Below are 18,441 nucleotides of genomic sequence, written 5' to 3'. Positions count from 1 at the left end.
TTTTTTATGTAATTTTTTTATGAGAGTAAAATTTATAATTTTCGTTTCGCTTTATTTTATCGTAGCTCACATTCAATGCAGTTCGGTTGAAAAATACAACAGTCATTTGGCTTCAAAAGTTAGTGTTGCTGATTTGCAGTCAGACATTAATTATGTGGAGTATAAAATAAATAAATTACATCCCGCATTAGACTGGTATATTTCTAAAGAGGCTTTAGCTAATAAATTTGATAGCTTGCGCACAACAATTACAGAGCCCTTAACGCCTAATGAGTTTTATTTCAAGATTAGTCCTGTTGTTGCATCCGTAAAACAAGGTCATATGGGAATGATGCCATTAGTGAATAAAACAGAAAAAAAGGAGCGTAAAAAACTCGAAAAGAAAGGACAAAACCCATTGAATCTTGTTACTTTTAAATATTATAACGATGAACTTTATCTAGATAAAAATTACACAAAAGATTCCTTATTGTTGTCAGGTTCAAAAATAATAAGTGTTGAAAATATTTCTCCTAAAGAATTGCATCAGAAATATAAAAACACTTATACTTCAGATGGATTAAATACTACTTATTTATCACACGGTTTTGCTTCGCGATTTACTTCTTATTTAGTTGGAGAAAAACAAATGTCAGACAGTATACATTTTGTTTTACAATACAAAGACAGTATTTACGAACGTATTTTAGCTAGAACCAAACCAGGTAAAAAAGAAATTGACTCTTTGTTGAGTAAGAAAGATTCAATAGCTCCTGTGAAAATTGCATTGACAAAAGCAGAAAAAGCTCAGAAGAAAAAAGAAGCTAAAATTGAACGTAAAAAGAACAAATATTTTTTATATAACTCGATATCAAAAGATTACACTAGAAGTTTAAGTTATATTCTTAGCGATTCTACTGTGGCAGTTCTAAAAATAAAAGGTTTCAAACACAGCCAACATAAAAAAGCTTATGACAGTATTTTTAACGAAATACAACAAAATAAAGTAAAAACATTAGTTATAGATTTACGAAATAACGGAGGAGGAAGTTTAGCAGAAATTCATAATTTATACAGCTATTTAACCCCAGAACCTTTTGTTTTTATTGATACTATAAAAGTGACCAACAGAACGGGTGTTGCTACTAATCGTTTGAGAGCAATTCCTCTTGCTGGGAAAATAGTTTTATCACCATTTATTTTATACACTACAGTAAAAGGGATAGTTTCGGTTAGAAAAGGAAAAAACGATGAATATTATCTTTTCAACAAACAGACAAAAGTTACCGAACCTAAAGCAAACCGATTTGATGGTAAGCTATTTGTCCTTATAAATGGTGGAAGTTTCTCGGCTTCTTGTATTTTGTCATCCAATTTAAAAAGTACCAATCGCGCAACATTTATTGGGGAAGAAACGGGCGGAACTTATAACGGAACAGTTGCGGGAACAATGCCAGTTTTAACATTGCCTAATTCGAAATTAAAAGTGAGAGTAGGTTTACAAAAAATAGCTGCAACAGGAAAAACAGAAGAATTTGGAAGAGGAATTATGCCCGATGTTTCTATTCTTGAAACACCTGAACAAATTATTGACAAATCAGATCCGCATATCGAGTGGATTTTAGCAAATTTAAAAAAGACGGAATAAACTATTATTTATTATTTGAAATCGCAATACAGTATCAAATTCAGTTAAACTTTAAAATTATGAAAAAAATATTATTCTTACTCCCTTTTATTATCTTGTCTTGTAAAACACAAGAAAAAGTAGCTGAATCAAAAGCAGTAAGCGCTACTTATCAGGTTTCAGAAGAAAATGTTATTAAAACATTGTCCTATTTAGCTTCAGATGAATTAGAAGGTAGAGATTCTGGAAGTGAAGGAATTGAAAAAGCCTCGGTTTATTTAGAAAACATTTTGAACGAAAATGGAATTAAACCTTATTTAAAAACCTATCGCGACACTTTATCAAATTATGACAAAACAACTTATAATATAGTAGGTTATCTTGAAGGATCAGATCCTAAACTTAAAAAAGAGTTCGTAATTATTGGTGCACATTATGACCATATTGGCAAAATTGCTGCTGTGAACGGAGATGATATTGCAAATGGTGCGAACGACAATGCATCCGGAACAACTGCTGTGACCGAAGTTGTTAAGTATTTTGCTAAGTTTAAAAACAATAAACGAAGCATACTTTTTGTATTTTTCTCGGCCGAAGAGAAAGGACTTTTAGGTTCGAAACATTTAGCAACAAAGTTGAAAGAACAAAATATGGATCTATATTTTATGTTTAACTTTGAAATGATTGGGGTTCCAATGGAAGATAAAGGAATGGATATGTATTTAACTGGTTTTGGAAGAAGTAATATGGCTGCCAAAATGAATGAATATGCCGGAGAGAAATTAGTAGGTTTTTTACCTGTCGAAATGCGATATATGTTGTTTAGAGCTTCTGATAATTACCCTTTTTTTACAGAGTTTAATGTGCCTTCTCATACCGTTTCTACATTTGATTTTGAAAATTTCGAATTTTATCACCAGCCTGACGATGAATTTGAATTAATGAACACAAAACACATGGCAAATGTAATTTCAAAAACAATTCCAGTATTAGAAAAAATGATTAATACGCCAGCTAAAGAAATAAAATTAAATGAAAAATAAAAATATAATTATTACCGGAACATCGCGCGGAATTGGACTAGAATTGGCTTTGAAGTTTGCTAATGAAGGTTATCAGGTTTTAGCTATTTCTCGTAAAATTTCAAACCTACTTCTTGCAAATTCAAACATTACATCTTTGTCTATTGATGTATCTATTATGAAAGAATTACAACAAGTTGAGAATTTTATTAAAAATTCTTGGCATAATAAAGTTGATATTATCATTCACAATGCGGGTTCTTTAGTGAACAAACCTTACAAAGAAATTACACCAGCCGATTTTGAGCAAGTTTATAAAGTCAATGTTTTTGCTGTGGCCGAATTGACTAGAATTTGTATTCCATTTTTACCCAAAGGAAGTCACGTTGTAACCATTAGTTCGATGGGCGGCGTGCAAGGAAGCTCAAAATTTCCAGGATTAGCTGCCTATTCATCAAGTAAAGGCGCTGTAATTACATTGTCGGAAGTATTAGCGGAAGAATACAAAGAACAACAAATTGCATTTAATGTTTTAGCACTTGGAGCGGTCAATACAGAAATGTTACAAGAAGCTTTCCCAGGATATGAAGCGCCACTTTCTGCAAAAGAAATGGCCGATTATATTTACGATTTTGGCTTGACGGGAAATAAATTTTACAACGGAAAAGTATTACAAGTTTCGGCATCAACTCCATAATTTTTCGTAAATTGTATTTTCAGTAAAAAAAGTTCTGCAGAGGAACTAATGGAATGATTTATAATCGAAAATAATAAAATTAGAAAGTCAGTTGTCCGAAAAATAGCAGACACTTGAAAATGTGAACTCCAAATGTAAAGTTTTACTAAAAGGATGAAATAGAATAATGAGTAACGTATTACAAAAATATTTACCCGAACACGCAGTTGCTAATTGTTTTGAGTTAATCAAAGCCAATCACGTGCATCTTAAAATCGTAAATGAGCGTCAAACACGTCACGGCGACTATCGTAAAGACACACAAGGTTTTCATTTAATTACCGTCAATTCAAGTTTAAATAAATATCGTTTTCTAATTACTTTAATTCACGAAATTGCACATTTGGTGGCTTTTGAGAAGTATGGACGAATGATAAAACCACACGGCGAAGAGTGGAAAACTACTTTTCAGAGATTAATGGTTCCGTTTATTCGACCAGAAATATTTCCAAATCAATTATTGCCTTTATTGGCAAGACATTTTAGAAATCCAAAAGCGAGTAGTGATACCGATGCAAAGTTAGCTATCGCTTTAAAAGCGTTTGACGAGAAAGAAACCGAGAAAAACTATATCTTTGAGATTCCGATGGGAAGTAATTTTAGAATTCACAACGGAAAAATTTTTAAAAAAATCGCACTTCGCGTAAAACGATATGAATGTATGGAAGTTAGTTCCGGACGTATGTATTTGTTTCAACCTAATGCCGAAGTAGAATTGTTACCCAATTAATTTAAATTAACTTGAGGCGAAAGCTTTCTGGAAAATAACTTATAATGAATAAAAATTATTACGCAATATTGATGGCTGGTGGAGTAGGTTCTCGTTTTTGGCCAGTAAGTACAACCGAATTTCCAAAACAATTTCACGATATGTTAGGAACGGGTGAAACCTTAATTCAAAAAACATTCACAAGACTTTCTCAGATTATTCCAAAAGAAAATATATTGATTCTTACGAATGAATTGTATAATGATATTGTTTTAGAACAATTGCCGCTGGTAAAACAAGAGCAAATTATTTTAGAACCTGTAATGCGAAATACAGCACCTTGCATTTTATACGCTTCTCTAAAAATTAAGAAACAAAATCCAGATGCTATTATGGTGGTGGCGCCCTCAGACCACTGGATAGATGATGAAATGCAGTTTTGTGCTAATTTGCAACACGCTTTTGATTTTTGTGAACGCGATGAAAACCTAATGACTTTAGGAATTCTTCCAACATTTGCTAACACCGGATATGGTTATATTGAATTTGATAAATTAGATTCGAGAGCGATCAAAAAAGTGAAGCAATTTCGCGAAAAACCAGACTATGCAACTGCAAGAAAGTTCATCCAAAGTAGAAATTATCTATGGAATGCCGGTATTTTCGTGTGGAGTGCTAAAACGGTTTTACAAGCTTTTGCGGAGTTTCAACCCGTAATGTTTGATCATTTTATGACGGGTTATGATTTGTATAATACCGAAAAAGAAGCTGCATTTATAAAGGAAAATTATCCGTTGGCCGAAAATATTTCGGTCGATTATGCAATTTTAGAAAAGGCACAAAATGTGTTTGTTTTACCCGCAACTTTCGATTGGAATGACCTAGGCACTTGGGGGTCTTTATATGATAAATTACCTAAAGATGAGCAAGAAAATGCAGTAGTAAATGCTTCAGTTTATTTAGAAAATGCATCTAATAATATAATCAGAACCGAGGGAAAAAAGTTGGTCGTAATTGACGGATTAACAGATTATATTATAGTAGATAAAGATGATGTTTTATTGATTTATCCAAAAAATAAAGAACAAGAGATTAAGAGTATAGTTTCTAAAATTAATAAATAATGGAGGAGAATAATCAAAGTTTTTTTAAAAAAACGGTTTCGACTGTCAAGCTATTTCTTATAGATACCTTTGATATTTTTCAAGATACCGATCATGCTGCCACGATTGAAGACATCAAATCAGGTGTAAACATGAGAGGTCAGAATGCGTGGATTTTGATTTTTTCTATTCTAGTGGCGTCTGCTGGTTTGAATACCAGTTCTACTGCAGTAGTTATTGGAGCCATGTTAATTTCGCCCTTAATGGGACCAATTCTAGGAATGGGGTTATCGCTTGGAATTAATGATATTGATTTTTTAAAAAAAGCAGTCAAGAACTTTGGAGTAATGGTTATTTTAAGCCTTTTAACATCGTTTTTGTTTTTTAGTATTCCCATGTTCCAACAAGAAACACCCGAATTGGTAGCTAGAACTTTTCCAGATGTTCGAGATGTCATCATTGCGCTTTCGGGAGGTTTAGCGCTGATTATTGCACTGAGCAGACGCAACAAATCGATTAATACCATTGCGGGTGTGGCTATTGCAACGGCCTTAATGCCGCCGCTGTGCACCGCAGGTTATGGTTTGGCAACGGGCAAATGGGATTTCTTTGGAGGCGCCATGTTTTTATTCTCCATCAATACAATTTTTATTGCATCGGCTACTTTTATTGTAGTTCGTTTTTTGAAATTTCCTTATGAAATGTATGCAAATTCGCAACGTAGAAAAAGAATTTCTCAAATCATATCTTTTCTTGCGATGGTCATTTTAATTCCTAGCATTTACATGTTTTATCAATTGTATAAAAAGTCCGACTTTAATCAAAAATCAGACCTTTTGATCGATAAATTAAGAACTGAAAAAGGAATTTTAATTCTAGATGTTCGCAAGAATTTTAATAAAAAAGAAATTCAATTTGCTGTAGTTGGGAAGAGTATTATGCAAACCGATATTCAGGATTTTAAATCTGAAATGAAATCTTTTGGTTATGATGATGTGAAATTTAAAGTGCTTCAAGATGCAGGAAATTTAGAAACTATGTCTAAAATTAATGAAATTGAAAATTCATTTTTATCCAACCAGCAATTATTAGTAAAGAAAGATCAATTACTTTTAAACAAAGACAAAGAAATTTTCGACTTAAAAAATCAATTACATAAAAAAGGCGAAATGCTTTTTCCGTTTAGACAAATTGCCGAAGAAATTAAGGCTTTGAATGCTAACGTAGAAAAAGTAGCTTATTCGGAAACAATCAGTACGAATTTCTCTACAATTGATACTATTCCAACTTTTGAAATTATTTGGAAAAACCAAGTGAAGCCTGATATTAAAACTTTCGAAAATTTACGATTTCAAAATTGGCTTCGTAAAAAATTAAAAGATGAAAGTGTAATTGTTATTAAATAACATCGTCTTCTAAATACATTTTTCTAACGCGTTTAAACAGTTCAGAGGAATATACAAAATCGGTAACGGCTTCATTATCGGTTTTGAAAATTTCTTTGTTAGAACCTTCCCATTCCAATAAACCATTTTTTAAGAACACAATTTTCTCGCCAATTTCCATTACCGAGTTCATATCGTGCGTGTTAATTACGGTTGTGATGTTGTATTCTTCCGTAATTTCGCGAATCAAATTGTCAATTACAATCGCTGTTTTTGGATCTAAACCAGAGTTTGGTTCGTCACAAAACAAATATTTTGGATGATTCACAATAGCACGAGCAATCGCCACACGTTTCTGCATTCCACCCGAAATTTCAGAAGGACGTTTGGTATTTGCGTTGATTAATTGCACACGATTAATTACGAAATCGACTCTTTCTTTAATTTCTTTTGGGGTTTTATTGGAAAACATTTTCAACGGGAAACCTATGTTTTCTTCTACCGTCATGCTGTCAAATAAGGCACTTCCTTGGAAAACCATTCCTATTTCCGTGCGCAATTCTCTTTTTTCGTCATTTGATAATTCCGAATAAACTCGACCATCAAACGAAATTGTTCCGCTTTCTGGCGTATGAATTCCTAAAAGAGATTTCAAGAAAACAGTTTTTCCAGAACCACTTTGTCCAATAATTAAACTAGTCATTCCAGCTTCAAAGCGAGTCGAAACTCCTTTCAAAACAGTTTGTTCGCCAAACTTTTTTACGATGTTTTTTACTTCAATCATTGGCTCAATAAAAGTTGGGTTAAAATAAAGTTCATTAAAATAATCACTACCGAAGTCCAAACAAAGGAAACCGTACTAGCTTGTCCCACTTCTAAAGCGCCACCTTTCATATAAAAACCATGAAAAGAAGGAATCGTGGCCAATAATAAAGCAAAAACAATTGTTTTTATAAAAGCATAAGCAATATGAAACGGAATAAAATCGGTTTGAAGTCCCGCCACAAATTCTGTGCTACTTGTAAAACCTCCATAAACAGCTGCCATCCAACCGCCAAAAACGCCGAGAAACATACTCAAACCAATAAGAAACGGATATAAAAGCAAGGCAATTAACTTAGGAAACACCAAATAATTTAGCGCATTTACGCCCATAACCTCTAACGCGTCAATTTGCTCGGTCACGCGCATCGTTCCAATACTTGAAGTGATGAACGAACCCATTTTTCCCGCCATAATAATCGAGATAAATGTAGGAGCAAATTCTAAAACCACAGATTGTCTTGTTGCAAAACCAATTAAATATTTAGGAATCAACGGATTAGTAAGGTTTAGCGCTGTTTGAATCGCCACAACACCACCCACGAAAAACGAAATAAAAGCTACAATTCCAAGCGAACCAATAATTAAATCATCAATTTCCTTGAATATAAGTTGCTTCATCACCGACCATTTGGTAGGCTTGTTGAAAATTTCTTTCAACATAATAAAATATTTCCCTATTTGCGATAGGTAGCGAATTAACATCATAGTTTTAAAATATCCTCAAAAATACTAAGAACTTCTGAGTTTTGCGTTATGTCTTATGTTTTTTTCTGAAACCTGCTTACTACAACTCAATACTGAACACTAATTATTAGGGCGTTTCCTTTCAGGCCGTGCTGTCCACTATATCTTTTTATTTTTACTAGGTTTTTGCAAACCTAATAAAAACAAAAAGGATGCCGTTCCCATCACTAACGCAACCCGCGGATAAATGAATTATTAGTTATTTAATTTCTTTAAATTCAACTCCAATATTATAAATATTGTTTCTATTTATCAGATATTGTTTTTTAGTCCATTTAGCATCTTCTCCTTGATGTAAATATCTAAAATAGGGTAAAAATTTATTGTTTTTAGATACTCCAATTTGTTCTATACCAGGTGCAAAATCATAACCTAATTCTTTATTTTCCTCAATTGTTAAGTTTTTAATAACCACAAAGAAACCGTTTTTTGGGAATTCCATTTCTTCATTTTCATCTAATTCTAGAACAGCATAATTTTCATTAACAGCACATTTAATCACGAAATACTCTTCAAATATTTTATCTTTCGGAATTCCAATAATAGAATCTATCGTATATAAGTTAATTTTGAATGGACTGTATTTTGCGTTTTTTCTCTTTGAGGTTTTGCCATATTGTAAGCTTTTAATTATTTTATAATTATTCGTCGGAACAAGAATCTTTTTTATAATTTTTGTTCGAGTGCTATCTTGGTTTGGAAAAAAAACGGCTATTTCAACATTTTGACTGATAGATCCTGATTTCCCAAAGTTTTTAGGCATACTATTACTAATGTTCTTTGTAGGAAAGAGTTGTAACGTTTTGCTTTTCTTTCTTTTAGCCTTAAGTTCAACTTCATTTAGCGTATGTTTTCTCTCATTTAGAAATAAAGTATCTCTCAAATTCCATTTTGCAAACGTTTTAGTTTCAAAATTTAAGTGTCTAATCGTTATTTCTTTATCAAAATCAATATTGTTAATTGTAACAAAACCAATACTGTCTGAAATGTATTTAGGAGAATTGTCAATTAGTAGAAGCGCATCGCTTACCAAATTGCCAGAATCACTAAAAATCAATACTCTTTTAGATTGAGCGTTAACATTTATTAAAGTCAAGCAAAAAAAAAAATTGAATAAATAATGATTTCATTTTTTAAGATTTAAGTTAAAACAACTTCTCCTTCATCTTTTTCCAACGGTATTGTCTAACAAACTTTGCTTGTTCTGGCGTTACTAACATCGTTTTATTAACTTTTTTTGCTTTCCAGAATCCTTTTAAATAGTCAATAAATAATAAAAGTTTCCCTTTTCGCATCGCTAATTTAAGCGAAGCAACGCTTGTGATAAAAAACCCATAACCTAAAGCATAAAAAGCTTCGCCTTGTTTAAAACGAGCGGCTTGGTTGTAACTTGCACCAGTTGGTTTTAAGTGTTTTACGTGTAAACTTTCAACGGTAACTACTTTCCAATTGTAGAATTTACATAGCAATTCATCAACGGTGTCCCAGCCCATTTGAGGTTTTAATCCACCAATTTGTTTAAAGGTTTCTTTACGATACGCCTTTAACGCACCGCGAATATGATCTTTATCGGTTAAATTTTCGAGTACAAATTCGCCATTTTTCTCAACATAACAAAATCCACCGACCATTCCAATCGTTTCGTCAGATTCAAATTCTTTGATGATGGTTTCAAAATAGTTGGTTGGAAAAATCAAATCGGCATCAACTTTCACAATAATATCGTAATTATCATCAATGTGTTTCTCGCCTTCGTGAAAAGCTTGAATAACTTTGCTTCCGGGCAAATGAATGGCTTCTGATTTTTTGTTTACCAAAGAGATAAACGCGTATTTTTCGGCGAAAGCCAAAACGATTTCTGGAGTTTTATCGGTTGAGCTATCATTCACTACAATAACTTTCGAAGGTAAAACAGTTTGTGCTGCCAACGATTGTAAAGTCAAAGCCATAAAAGCTTCTTCGTTATAAGCAGGAATTATTATGTAATATTTCATTAGATAAAATCTTTTTTTTGCTTGTTTTATCTTTCTGCGTAAACCAAATAATATCTTGGCGTAAAAAATCGCAATAAAGGTCTAAAACCAATTTTCTTAACCGGATGTGTAAACTTAACGCGATCGATTATTTTGAAACCTGTTTTTTCTAACAACCAATCCAATTGCCAATCCTCAAATTCGTGATAATGACGATCCCACATATCAGTTTTACTGCGATAAGCTGGTGAAAACCACAAACGCAACGGAATTGAAATTAAAATTTTATCTGCTTTTACATTTTTTAAAACCGTGTAAGGATTCAATAAATGTTCGAAAATTTCAAATGCCGTAAAAACCTCATATTTTTCACTATGCAAAGCCGTTTGATTTTCGTCAATATCTTCGCCTGTTGTGTTGATTACTTTATAATCGTTTGCTTCCATTATTTTTGAAAAAGGATTTGGAACACCTAAATCAAAAATGGTTTCTGAAGTTTTGACGTGCTTTTTTAGAAAATCTAGCGTAATGTTGAAGCGTTTGCTCGGATATGTTTTTTCGTACATTCTAATTAAAATTTATGCCTTAACAGCTCGAAGTGACAAAGATAATTTAAAGTTTGGAATAGTTTTCATTTGTTTTAAAAATAGAAAACCGCAAATTCACATTTTTTTATGCGAATTTGCGGTTGCTTATTTTTATAAGAATCTACATTTTGTATACAATAGCATTGATGTTCATTCCTGCTCCAACGGAAGCAAAAAGGATGACATCGCCTATGTTTAAACTTTGATCTTCTAATTTATTATTTACGATTAAGTCGTATAAAGTAGGAATGGTCGCTACACTTGAATTTCCTAATTTATGAATACTCATGGGCATAATTCCAGCAGGAGTTTCCATTTTATATAATTTATAGAAACGATTCACAATCGCTTCATCCATTTTTTCGTTTGCTTGATGTATTAAAATTTTCTTTACATCAGTAATAGCAATACCACTTTTTTCTAAACAACACGCCATTGCTTTTGGAACATTCGATAAAGCAAATTCATAAATTTTTCTTCCGTGCATTTTGATGTAACGTATGTCGTCTGTTTTTTCTTTATTAAAAGAATTGCCAAAGAATAAATATTTCGCTTCATCAAAAGAATAAGTAGCACTTTCATGCGCTAAAATTCCACCGGTTTCTTCTGTTGCTTCAATTACGGTAGCGCCAGCACCGTCTGAATAAATCATGCTATCACGGTCGTGAATGTCCACCACGCGAGATAATGTTTCAGATCCAATTACCAAACATTTTTTAGCCATTCCAGCTTTTATAAAGGCTTGTGCTTGTATTACACCTTCAATCCAACCTGGACATCCAAAAAGAATATCGTAGGCAACACATTTTGGGTTTTTTATCTGTAATAAATACTTCACACGCGTCGCTAAACTTGGCACCGTATCTGATTGTATGGAGTTGCTTTTTATGTCGCCATAATTGTGAGCAAATATAATATAGTCTAATGTTTCAGGATCTATTCCTGAGTTTTCGATTGCTTTTTTTGCAGCTATAAACGCCATATCGGAGTTCACCATTTCTGGATCAGCATAGCGTCTTTCTAAAATTCCAGTGATTTCAACAAATTTCTTTGCTATTACTTCATTCGTCATATTAAAAGCAGATCCATCTTCATTTAAGAAGTAATGTTCGCTGAAATCAGAATTACTAACTTTTATTGTTGGAATATAGCTTCCTGAACCCGTTATTTTAATTTGCATTATAAAGATATTAATTGGCTAAATTAACAAAAATATTTTAACGATACACTAAAAAATACTATGCGTGCATAATATTGTCAAATAAGTAAGATATTCTTGCTAAAAATAGATAAAATTTAATATTAATTGTTTTAATGGAACTTAATTTGCATTATTGTTGCCATACTCAAGGCTTGCGTTTTCATTTGTTCGGCATATTTTCCTTCAAAATGAGCGTCAATTGTTGTGTTAAGATGTTCTAACCAAATAGTATAGTGTTCTTTAGTAAACTTCGATTTTTCGTGCACTTCTTTGTGAACTGTAAACATATTAGTGAAATAACCGCCTCTTAAAAAAAGTGATTGCTCCCAAAAAGTTGCTAAAGTTTCAAAATGTTCTTCTAAATGTTGATCAATTGCGGTCACTTTTGTAAAGAAAAAGTTAATGCCATCATCTGCTAGAAGCTTTACATAAAACTCGCGCATAAGCGTTAAAATATCTTCCCGGGTTTCTATATCTTTCATAGTTGCACTTTAATTCATCAAATTTACAACTTTCATTTTTGAATAACTTGACTTTTATCAGGTTTCAAAAAAAAAGCCCAAATTCACAAATTTGAATTTGGGCTTTTAATTATTAAATTTTGTACTTAGTAAAATTAACTTTGTACTTTCTTTCTATTACATATAAGCTTCAATTGGCGCACATGAACAAACTAAGTTTCTATCACCATACGCTTCATCAACACGACGAACACTTGGCCAAAATTTATTTTCAGCAACATATTCTAATGGGAAAGCGGCAGTTTCTCTTGTGTAAGGGAAAATCCATTCGTCATTCGTTACCATAGCTAAAGTATGTGGTGCATTTCGCAATACGTTATTTTCTTCGTCTTTTGTTGACGCTTCAATTTCTTTACGAATAGCGCTCATGGCATCGCAAAAACGATCTAATTCAGCTAAATCTTCAGATTCTGTTGGTTCAACCATTAAAGTTCCAGCAACAGGGAAAGAAACTGTTGGCGCGTGGAAACCATAATCCATTAAACGTTTTGCAATATCCGTTACTTTAATTCCTTTTTCTTCGAATGCTCTACAATCTAAAATCATTTCGTGTGCTGCTCTTCCCATTTCTCCAGAATATAAAATAGGATAATGTTCTTCTAAGCGCGACTTCATGTAATTTGCATTTAAGATAGCATATTTTGTAGCATTCGTTACACCTTCTGCACCTAACATAGTGATGTAGCCGTAAGAAATTAAGCAAACCAATGCTGATCCATAAGGAGCCGAAGAAATGGCTGTAATTGCATCTTTTCCGCCTACAGGAATAATTGGATTTGTTGGTAAAAACGGAACTAACTTCTCGTTTACGCAAATTGGTCCAACACCTGGTCCACCACCTCCGTGAGGAATAGCAAACGTTTTATGTAGGTTTAAGTGACAAACATCAGCACCAATTGTAGCTGGATTTGTCAACCCAACTTGTGCATTCATATTTGCACCGTCCATATAAACTAAACCTCCATTTTCGTGGATAAGATCAGTGATTTCAACAATAGCGCTTTCAAAAACACCGTGCGTTGATGGATATGTTACCATTAAAGCCGATAAATTATCTTTATGTTGAATTGCCTTCGCTCTTAAATCTTCTACATCGATATTACCATTTTCCATCGTTTTTGTCACGATGATTTCCATTCCTGCCATTGCAGCAGAAGCTGGATTTGTTCCGTGAGCCGAAGCAGGAATCAAACAGATGTTTCTATGCGTATCGCCTTTTGATAAGTGGTAAGCACGAATTGCCATTAAACCAGCATATTCACCTTGCGCACCTGAATTTGGTTGTAAAGTTGTTCCTGCAAAACCAGTGATTACATTCAACTGATGCTCTAATTTCTTAAGCATAATTTGGTAACCTTCCGCTTGTTCAATAGGTGCAAATGGATGAATATTATTCCAATTTGCCATGGACAAAGGCAACATTTCAGCCGCAGCATTCAATTTCATAGTACAAGAACCTAACGAAATCATTGAGTGATTTAACGATAAATCTTTGCGTTCTAATTTTTTGATGTAACGCATCAATTGTGATTCCGATTGGTTTTTGTTGAAAACATCGTGTTGTAAAAACTGAGAAGTTCTTTCAATACTTGCAGGAATCATCGAATCTGTAAGCAATTGCGACACTGCGAAAGTTTCTTTTCCAGTAGCTTCAGCAAAAATAGCGATGATTTGGTTGATGTCGTTCACAGAAGTCGTTTCATTAAATGAAATCGAAATTGTTTCTGCATCTGGATAGAAGAAGTTTACTTCGTGTTTTTCAGCGATTGTTTTTACTTTAGCAGCATCAGCTTTTACTAAAATCGTATCGAAGAATGAAGAATTTGTTTGGTAAACTCCTAGTTTATTTAAAGCATCAGCAGCAGTTACAGCCGAAGCATGTACTTTATCTGCGATGAATTGTAATCCTTTTGGTCCGTGATAAACCGCGTACATTCCAGCCATAACAGCTAAAAGAACTTGAGCCGTACAAATGTTAGACGTTGCTTTTTCACGTTTGATGTGTTGTTCACGCGTTTGTAATGCCATTCGCAACGCACGATTGCCATTGGTATCGATTGTAACACCGATAATTCGACCTGGCATTGAACGTTTGTATTCTTCTTTAGTGGCAAAATAACCAGCGTGTGGTCCGCCATAACCCATTGGAATACCAAAACGTTGCGTAGTTCCCACTACAACATCCGCTCCAATTTCTCCAGGAGATGTCAATTTTACTAAAGATAAAATATCAGCAGCAACTGCTACTTTGATTTCATTTTCTTTAGCTTTTCCAATAAATCCAGCGAAGTCATAAACTTGACCATATTTTCCTGGATATTGTAAAATAGCACCGAAGAATTCACTTGAAAAATCAAATGTTTCGTGGTTTCCAATTACTAATTCTACACCAATAGGAGTAGAGCGTGTTTGTAATACCGATAAAGTTTGTGGTAAAATTTCTTCTGATACGAAGAATTTATTTACTTTGTTTTTCTTTTGATCGCGCGTTCTTACATCAAAAAGTAGTGCCATTGCTTCAGCAGCAGCAGTTCCTTCATCTAATAATGACGCGTTTGCAATTTCCATTCCTGTTAATTCAATAACCGTAGTTTGGAAATTTAAAATGGCTTCTAAACGACCTTGTGCAATTTCTGCTTGATAGGGTGTATAAGCGGTGTACCATCCTGGATTTTCAAAAATATTTCTTTGAATAACCGCTGGCACGATTGCTGGATGATATCCTAAACCGATATACGATTTAAATACTTTGTTTTTCTTTCCTAATTCTTGAATATGGTTTAAGTATTCATATTCGGTCATTGGAGCGTCCAAATCTAATTCATTTTTTAAACGAATATTGTCGGGCACAGTTTCAAAAATTAATTGGTCTAATGATTCAATACCAATAGTTTTAAACATATGATTTAAGTCCGACTCACGAGGACCTAAATGTCTTAAAGCGAATGCATCATTTCTCATTTTACAAAAAAGTGTATAAGTGTTTGTATGTGTTGTTTTTCGCTCACAAAAGTAATTATTAATCTTCTAATAATCTTGTAAACAAATACTAAATTTCGTGTTTTTATCAACTAAAACGAAGTCTTATTAACAGATTGTTTATTTTTGTGGAATGAATGTATTGAAGAAAACCATCGATTTTTATATTAATAGCAGTCTACACGTGGCTTTATCTGCCTTTTCTTTGGTGTTAATGACTGATTTTTTTTTCAATATAGACACGGGTTATTCGGTGGCTTTCTTTGCTTTTTTTGGTACAGTTGTAGGCTATAATTTCGTGAAATACGATGCTTTAGCAAGGTTAAACAAATTAAAAATCAAAAACGAATTGAAAGGCATTGTTCTTTTGAGTTTTTTTTCGTTTTTGGCTTGTATTTACTTTTTTTGGCAGTTGAGTTGGGTTACTAAAACCACTGCTTTTGCTTTTTTGGGACTAACGTTGTTATATACTTTACCTTTTTTTCCTAACAGACAAAATGCAAGAAATTGGAAAGGAATTAAGATTTATATTGTTGCTATTACTTGGGTTGGTGTGACGGTTATTTTGCCTTTATTTGAAGCCAATTTTTCTTTTTCAACGGATGTCTTTTTAATGGCTGTGCAACGTTTTTTACTTATTTTTCCAATGGTTTTAGTCTTTGATATTGTAGATGTCAACAAAGATGATGTTCATTTGCAAACCGTTCCCCAACAAATAGGAGTGAAGCAAACTAAAAAAGTAGGTTATTTGTTGTTAGCGTTGCTTCTGGCTTTGGAGTTTTTTTATACGGATAATCATCATTTTTTACCACTGTTTTTTAAACTTTTGGTTTGCATAACGATTGCTCTGTTTCTCTATTTCGCTAATGAAAATCGTTCCCGATATTATGCGTCGTTGTGGTTGGAAAGTGTTCCAATATTGTGGTGGTTGGTGTTGGTTTTGTCGGAAAAATTATAAATTCTTTTCAACATGAATGTTATGCTTCGTCTTTAGTAGTTTTGATTAAACTAATTCCGGTTAAGAAGAATACAAAACCTAAAACCCCATAGATTATTAAGGTTCTAATGTCTTGATTGCTTCCAGAAGTCATTGAAAAAAGGTAAGCCGTATATATTAATCCACCGATTCCAAGAGCCGTAAGGATTGTTCCAAATATTCTTTTAAGATTCATAATTTTTGTTTTTAGTGATTTATCAAAAATAGGCATCTTATTTCTCTAGTATATTATATGATTTTAATAGAATGTTTCAGATTTTCCACCAATTTCCAATTCAATAAACTGCTTTCATATCCTATTAAAAACTAAAAAATAATCCCAACAAATTCTGCAACTTATTGGGATTATTAAATTTAGCCGTTAATTACAATTCCCTGTTCTACTTGGTTTTGGTTGGCTTTTCGCTTTCCTCTGAAGAAAAAGTATAAATTTAAGAATAACATTACACCTAGATAAATTGAGAAACCACCAATTTTATAACTCAATTCTTCAATTAGTGATTGATACGTGTTTTTGTGTAAACTCATTTCTAAAATTCGTAAAGCAAATCCTAAATTTAATAGATAAAATCCAGTTTCAAATAGTTTATTAGTTGCATTCGCAATTTCCTCTCTTCCTTTAAAGATATCAAGCATAAAAACTTTACTATTTCTAAAAAGTGTCTTTGAAACATAATAAGTAAGAAATAGTACAACAGGAAGGTAAATTGCATAGCCGATTAAAATTTTTGAAGTTTCCATAATGAGTGAGTTTAGATTAATTTTTTGATGTAATTCGTTAGTAAAATAATATTGATATAATGCATAATTGCAATGGTGATAATGATGATTGCCGATTTTGAAGTAATAACCTCAATTAATTGTATAGAATTTTCAATGGGTTGCCAAGAAATTAGTGTCATGGCACAATAACCAATGTTCAATAAATAATAGCCAACCAATAATAGTTGATTTATTTTCTGACACAATTCTTCGTGATTGGGAAGCAATTGCGACACGTAGATGTTTCCGTTTTGATAACAAATTTTCCCAACTCTTGCGATGATAATGCCTGTGATACTTAAATAGATGAGGTAGGCGATGATGTTGAGGTTCATAATTTTTCCTTTTGAGAGTAAATAATTATGGAAATATAAATGCAAAGTGCTAAGGGTGTAAAAAATAATGGCCAAGTAAGAGCATCAATGTAGTTTACATTCACGTTATAATACCACAGAATGAAAAAAGTTACCACCAATATGAAATATATTTTTATGTGAATATTTTCTTTATATTTTATCCAGAAAATGATTCCAACAATAATTTGTAGTAAACCTGTTAGCATTGTTGAATAAGCTGATAAATATAAACTGATTGGTTCTACAATACCCAAAACTCCAAGAAATAATGGGATTGTGATTGCAATTGAATTAGTTAATTTTAAATTTTCCATCTTATCTATTATTTTAAACTTTCAGAAATAAGTGAAAGTAGTTGTTAAATTTTTTTAGTTTATTTTAAAAGAGTTACTTCATGATTTTAACGACCAATTTTGCCAACCAATTGTCTTTGTATTCTGTGATTTTATCCAAAACGTTGTCTGCTTTTAACACGAAATCATAGAGTTTTGAAGTTTGTTCTACAAAATGTTTTTCTTCAGCCGTTTGATCTGATTTGATGGAAGAAACTTCTTTTAAAACTTTTAAAGCAGGTTTAATTTCTCTTTTACTTCTTTCTCTTGAAATTTTCACAGCCAATTCATCCAAATCTTTTTCGGCTGTAAAGAATTCTCTTCTTTCTCCCGCTTTGTATTCTTTGTAAACAATTCCCCAATCCATTAATGCTCTTAAATTCATAGATGCGTTCCCACGAGAAATTTGCAATTCTTCCATAATATCTTCCATAGAAATCGGTTCGTGCGAAACCATTAACAAAGCGTGGATTTGAGCCATAGTTTTATTAATTCCCCATTGTGAACCTAATGCTCCCCAAGTTTGTACGAATTTATTTTTTGCTTCTTTGAATTCCATTTTGATGTTTATTTCATTTTTGCTTCAACAAAGATATATAAAAG

20 protein-coding genes are annotated in these 18,441 nt (G+C 32.6%); 7 read left to right on the top strand and 13 right to left on the bottom strand.

What is annotated here, in order from left to right; genetic code table 11:
• Positions 1 to 19 precede the first annotated feature (19 nt).
• The 6 genes from T1L09_RS02080 (at position 20) to T1L09_RS02055 (ending at position 6,582) form a co-directional block, all read left to right on the top strand.
• Complete coding sequence (locus T1L09_RS02080) at positions 20 to 1,627, top strand: S41 family peptidase (protein ID WP_322549282.1); 1,608 nt, start codon at positions 20 to 22, stop codon at positions 1,625 to 1,627.
• Positions 1,628 to 1,686: 59 nt separating this feature from the next.
• Positions 1,687 to 2,649, top strand: a complete 963-nt coding sequence (locus tag T1L09_RS02075; RefSeq protein WP_322549281.1) for a M28 family metallopeptidase — start codon at positions 1,687 to 1,689, stop codon at positions 2,647 to 2,649.
• Complete coding sequence (locus T1L09_RS02070) at positions 2,639 to 3,325, top strand: SDR family NAD(P)-dependent oxidoreductase (RefSeq protein ID WP_322549280.1); 687 nt, start codon at positions 2,639 to 2,641, stop codon at positions 3,323 to 3,325. Before T1L09_RS02075 ends, T1L09_RS02070 begins: the two co-directional genes overlap by 11 nt.
• Before the next feature lie 166 nt (positions 3,326 to 3,491).
• Complete coding sequence (locus T1L09_RS02065; protein ID WP_322549279.1) at positions 3,492 to 4,094, top strand: SprT-like domain-containing protein; 603 nt, start codon at positions 3,492 to 3,494, stop codon at positions 4,092 to 4,094.
• Positions 4,095 to 4,138: 44 nt separating this feature from the next.
• Positions 4,139 to 5,197, top strand: coding sequence for a mannose-1-phosphate guanylyltransferase (locus T1L09_RS02060; protein WP_322549278.1), 1,059 nt, complete (start codon positions 4,139 to 4,141; stop codon positions 5,195 to 5,197).
• Positions 5,197 to 6,582: a DUF389 domain-containing protein gene (locus T1L09_RS02055; protein WP_322549277.1), complete on the top strand. Its 1,386-nt coding sequence runs from the start codon at positions 5,197 to 5,199 to the stop codon at positions 6,580 to 6,582. Before T1L09_RS02060 ends, T1L09_RS02055 begins: the two co-directional genes overlap by 1 nt.
• Here T1L09_RS02055 and T1L09_RS02050 read toward each other — a convergent pair.
• The 8 genes from T1L09_RS02050 to gcvP form a co-directional block, all read right to left on the bottom strand.
• Positions 6,575 to 7,345 (bottom strand): ABC transporter ATP-binding protein, encoded by a 771-nt coding sequence (locus T1L09_RS02050; protein WP_322549276.1) that lies wholly within the window; start codon positions 7,343 to 7,345, stop codon positions 6,575 to 6,577. The genes T1L09_RS02055 and T1L09_RS02050 overlap by 8 nt on opposite strands.
• On the bottom strand, positions 7,342 to 8,091 hold the full coding sequence (locus tag T1L09_RS02045) for an MlaE family ABC transporter permease (protein WP_322549275.1): 750 nt from the start codon (positions 8,089 to 8,091) through the stop codon (positions 7,342 to 7,344). Before T1L09_RS02045 ends, T1L09_RS02050 begins: the two co-directional genes overlap by 4 nt.
• A gap of 238 nt (positions 8,092 to 8,329) precedes the next feature.
• Positions 8,330 to 9,226, bottom strand: coding sequence for a hypothetical protein (locus T1L09_RS02040; RefSeq protein ID WP_322549274.1), 897 nt, complete (start codon positions 9,224 to 9,226; stop codon positions 8,330 to 8,332).
• 49 nt (positions 9,227 to 9,275) lie between these two features.
• Positions 9,276 to 10,124 carry a glycosyltransferase family 2 protein gene (locus T1L09_RS02035; RefSeq protein WP_322549273.1) on the bottom strand — a complete coding sequence of 283 codons (849 nt, stop codon included), beginning with the start codon at positions 10,122 to 10,124 and terminating at the stop codon, positions 9,276 to 9,278.
• A 26-nt stretch (positions 10,125 to 10,150) separates the two neighbouring features.
• The gene (locus tag T1L09_RS02030) at positions 10,151 to 10,669 is read right to left on the bottom strand and encodes a class I SAM-dependent methyltransferase (RefSeq protein ID WP_322549272.1); all 519 of its coding nucleotides are present in this window, start codon (positions 10,667 to 10,669) and stop codon (positions 10,151 to 10,153) included.
• A gap of 142 nt (positions 10,670 to 10,811) precedes the next feature.
• A complete protein-coding gene (locus T1L09_RS02025) occupies positions 10,812 to 11,870 on the bottom strand; it encodes a 3-oxoacyl-ACP synthase III family protein (protein ID WP_322549271.1) in 1,059 nt (352 codons plus the stop codon).
• A gap of 131 nt (positions 11,871 to 12,001) precedes the next feature.
• Positions 12,002 to 12,373: a group III truncated hemoglobin gene (locus tag T1L09_RS02020; RefSeq protein WP_322549270.1), complete on the bottom strand. Its 372-nt coding sequence runs from the start codon at positions 12,371 to 12,373 to the stop codon at positions 12,002 to 12,004.
• Positions 12,374 to 12,529: 156 nt separating this feature from the next.
• Entirely contained in the window at positions 12,530 to 15,373 is a 2,844-nt protein-coding gene (gcvP, locus tag T1L09_RS02015; protein ID WP_322549269.1) for an aminomethyl-transferring glycine dehydrogenase, read from the bottom strand.
• 151 nt (positions 15,374 to 15,524) lie between these two features.
• Between gcvP and T1L09_RS02010 the strand changes: the two genes are divergently transcribed.
• A complete protein-coding gene (locus T1L09_RS02010) occupies positions 15,525 to 16,349 on the top strand; it encodes a UbiA prenyltransferase family protein (protein WP_322549268.1) in 825 nt (274 codons plus the stop codon).
• A gap of 19 nt (positions 16,350 to 16,368) precedes the next feature.
• Here T1L09_RS02010 and T1L09_RS02005 read toward each other — a convergent pair whose 3' ends face one another.
• The 5 genes from T1L09_RS02005 to T1L09_RS01985 all read right to left on the bottom strand — a co-directional run bounded on the left by T1L09_RS02005 (position 16,369) and on the right by T1L09_RS01985 (position 18,397).
• The gene (locus tag T1L09_RS02005; RefSeq protein ID WP_322549267.1) at positions 16,369 to 16,563 is read right to left on the bottom strand and encodes a hypothetical protein; all 195 of its coding nucleotides are present in this window, start codon (positions 16,561 to 16,563) and stop codon (positions 16,369 to 16,371) included.
• Positions 16,564 to 16,742: 179 nt separating this feature from the next.
• The gene (locus tag T1L09_RS02000) at positions 16,743 to 17,129 is read right to left on the bottom strand and encodes a hypothetical protein (protein ID WP_322549266.1); all 387 of its coding nucleotides are present in this window, start codon (positions 17,127 to 17,129) and stop codon (positions 16,743 to 16,745) included.
• An 11-nt stretch (positions 17,130 to 17,140) separates the two neighbouring features.
• Positions 17,141 to 17,485: a hypothetical protein gene (locus T1L09_RS01995; RefSeq protein WP_322549265.1), complete on the bottom strand. Its 345-nt coding sequence runs from the start codon at positions 17,483 to 17,485 to the stop codon at positions 17,141 to 17,143.
• Positions 17,482 to 17,820, bottom strand: a complete 339-nt coding sequence (locus T1L09_RS01990) for a hypothetical protein (protein WP_322549264.1) — start codon at positions 17,818 to 17,820, stop codon at positions 17,482 to 17,484. Before T1L09_RS01990 ends, T1L09_RS01995 begins: the two co-directional genes overlap by 4 nt.
• A 73-nt stretch (positions 17,821 to 17,893) precedes the next feature.
• Positions 17,894 to 18,397: a GbsR/MarR family transcriptional regulator gene (locus T1L09_RS01985; protein ID WP_322549263.1), complete on the bottom strand. Its 504-nt coding sequence runs from the start codon at positions 18,395 to 18,397 to the stop codon at positions 17,894 to 17,896.
• Positions 18,398 to 18,441 lie beyond the last annotated feature (44 nt).

It is taken from the genome of Flavobacterium psychraquaticum (genome assembly GCF_034497725.1).
Classification (GTDB): Bacteria; Bacteroidota; Bacteroidia; order Flavobacteriales; family Flavobacteriaceae; genus Flavobacterium; species Flavobacterium psychraquaticum.
The sequence above is the reverse complement of the archived record's forward strand: the minus strand, read 5'-3'. Positions and strand labels throughout refer to the sequence as shown.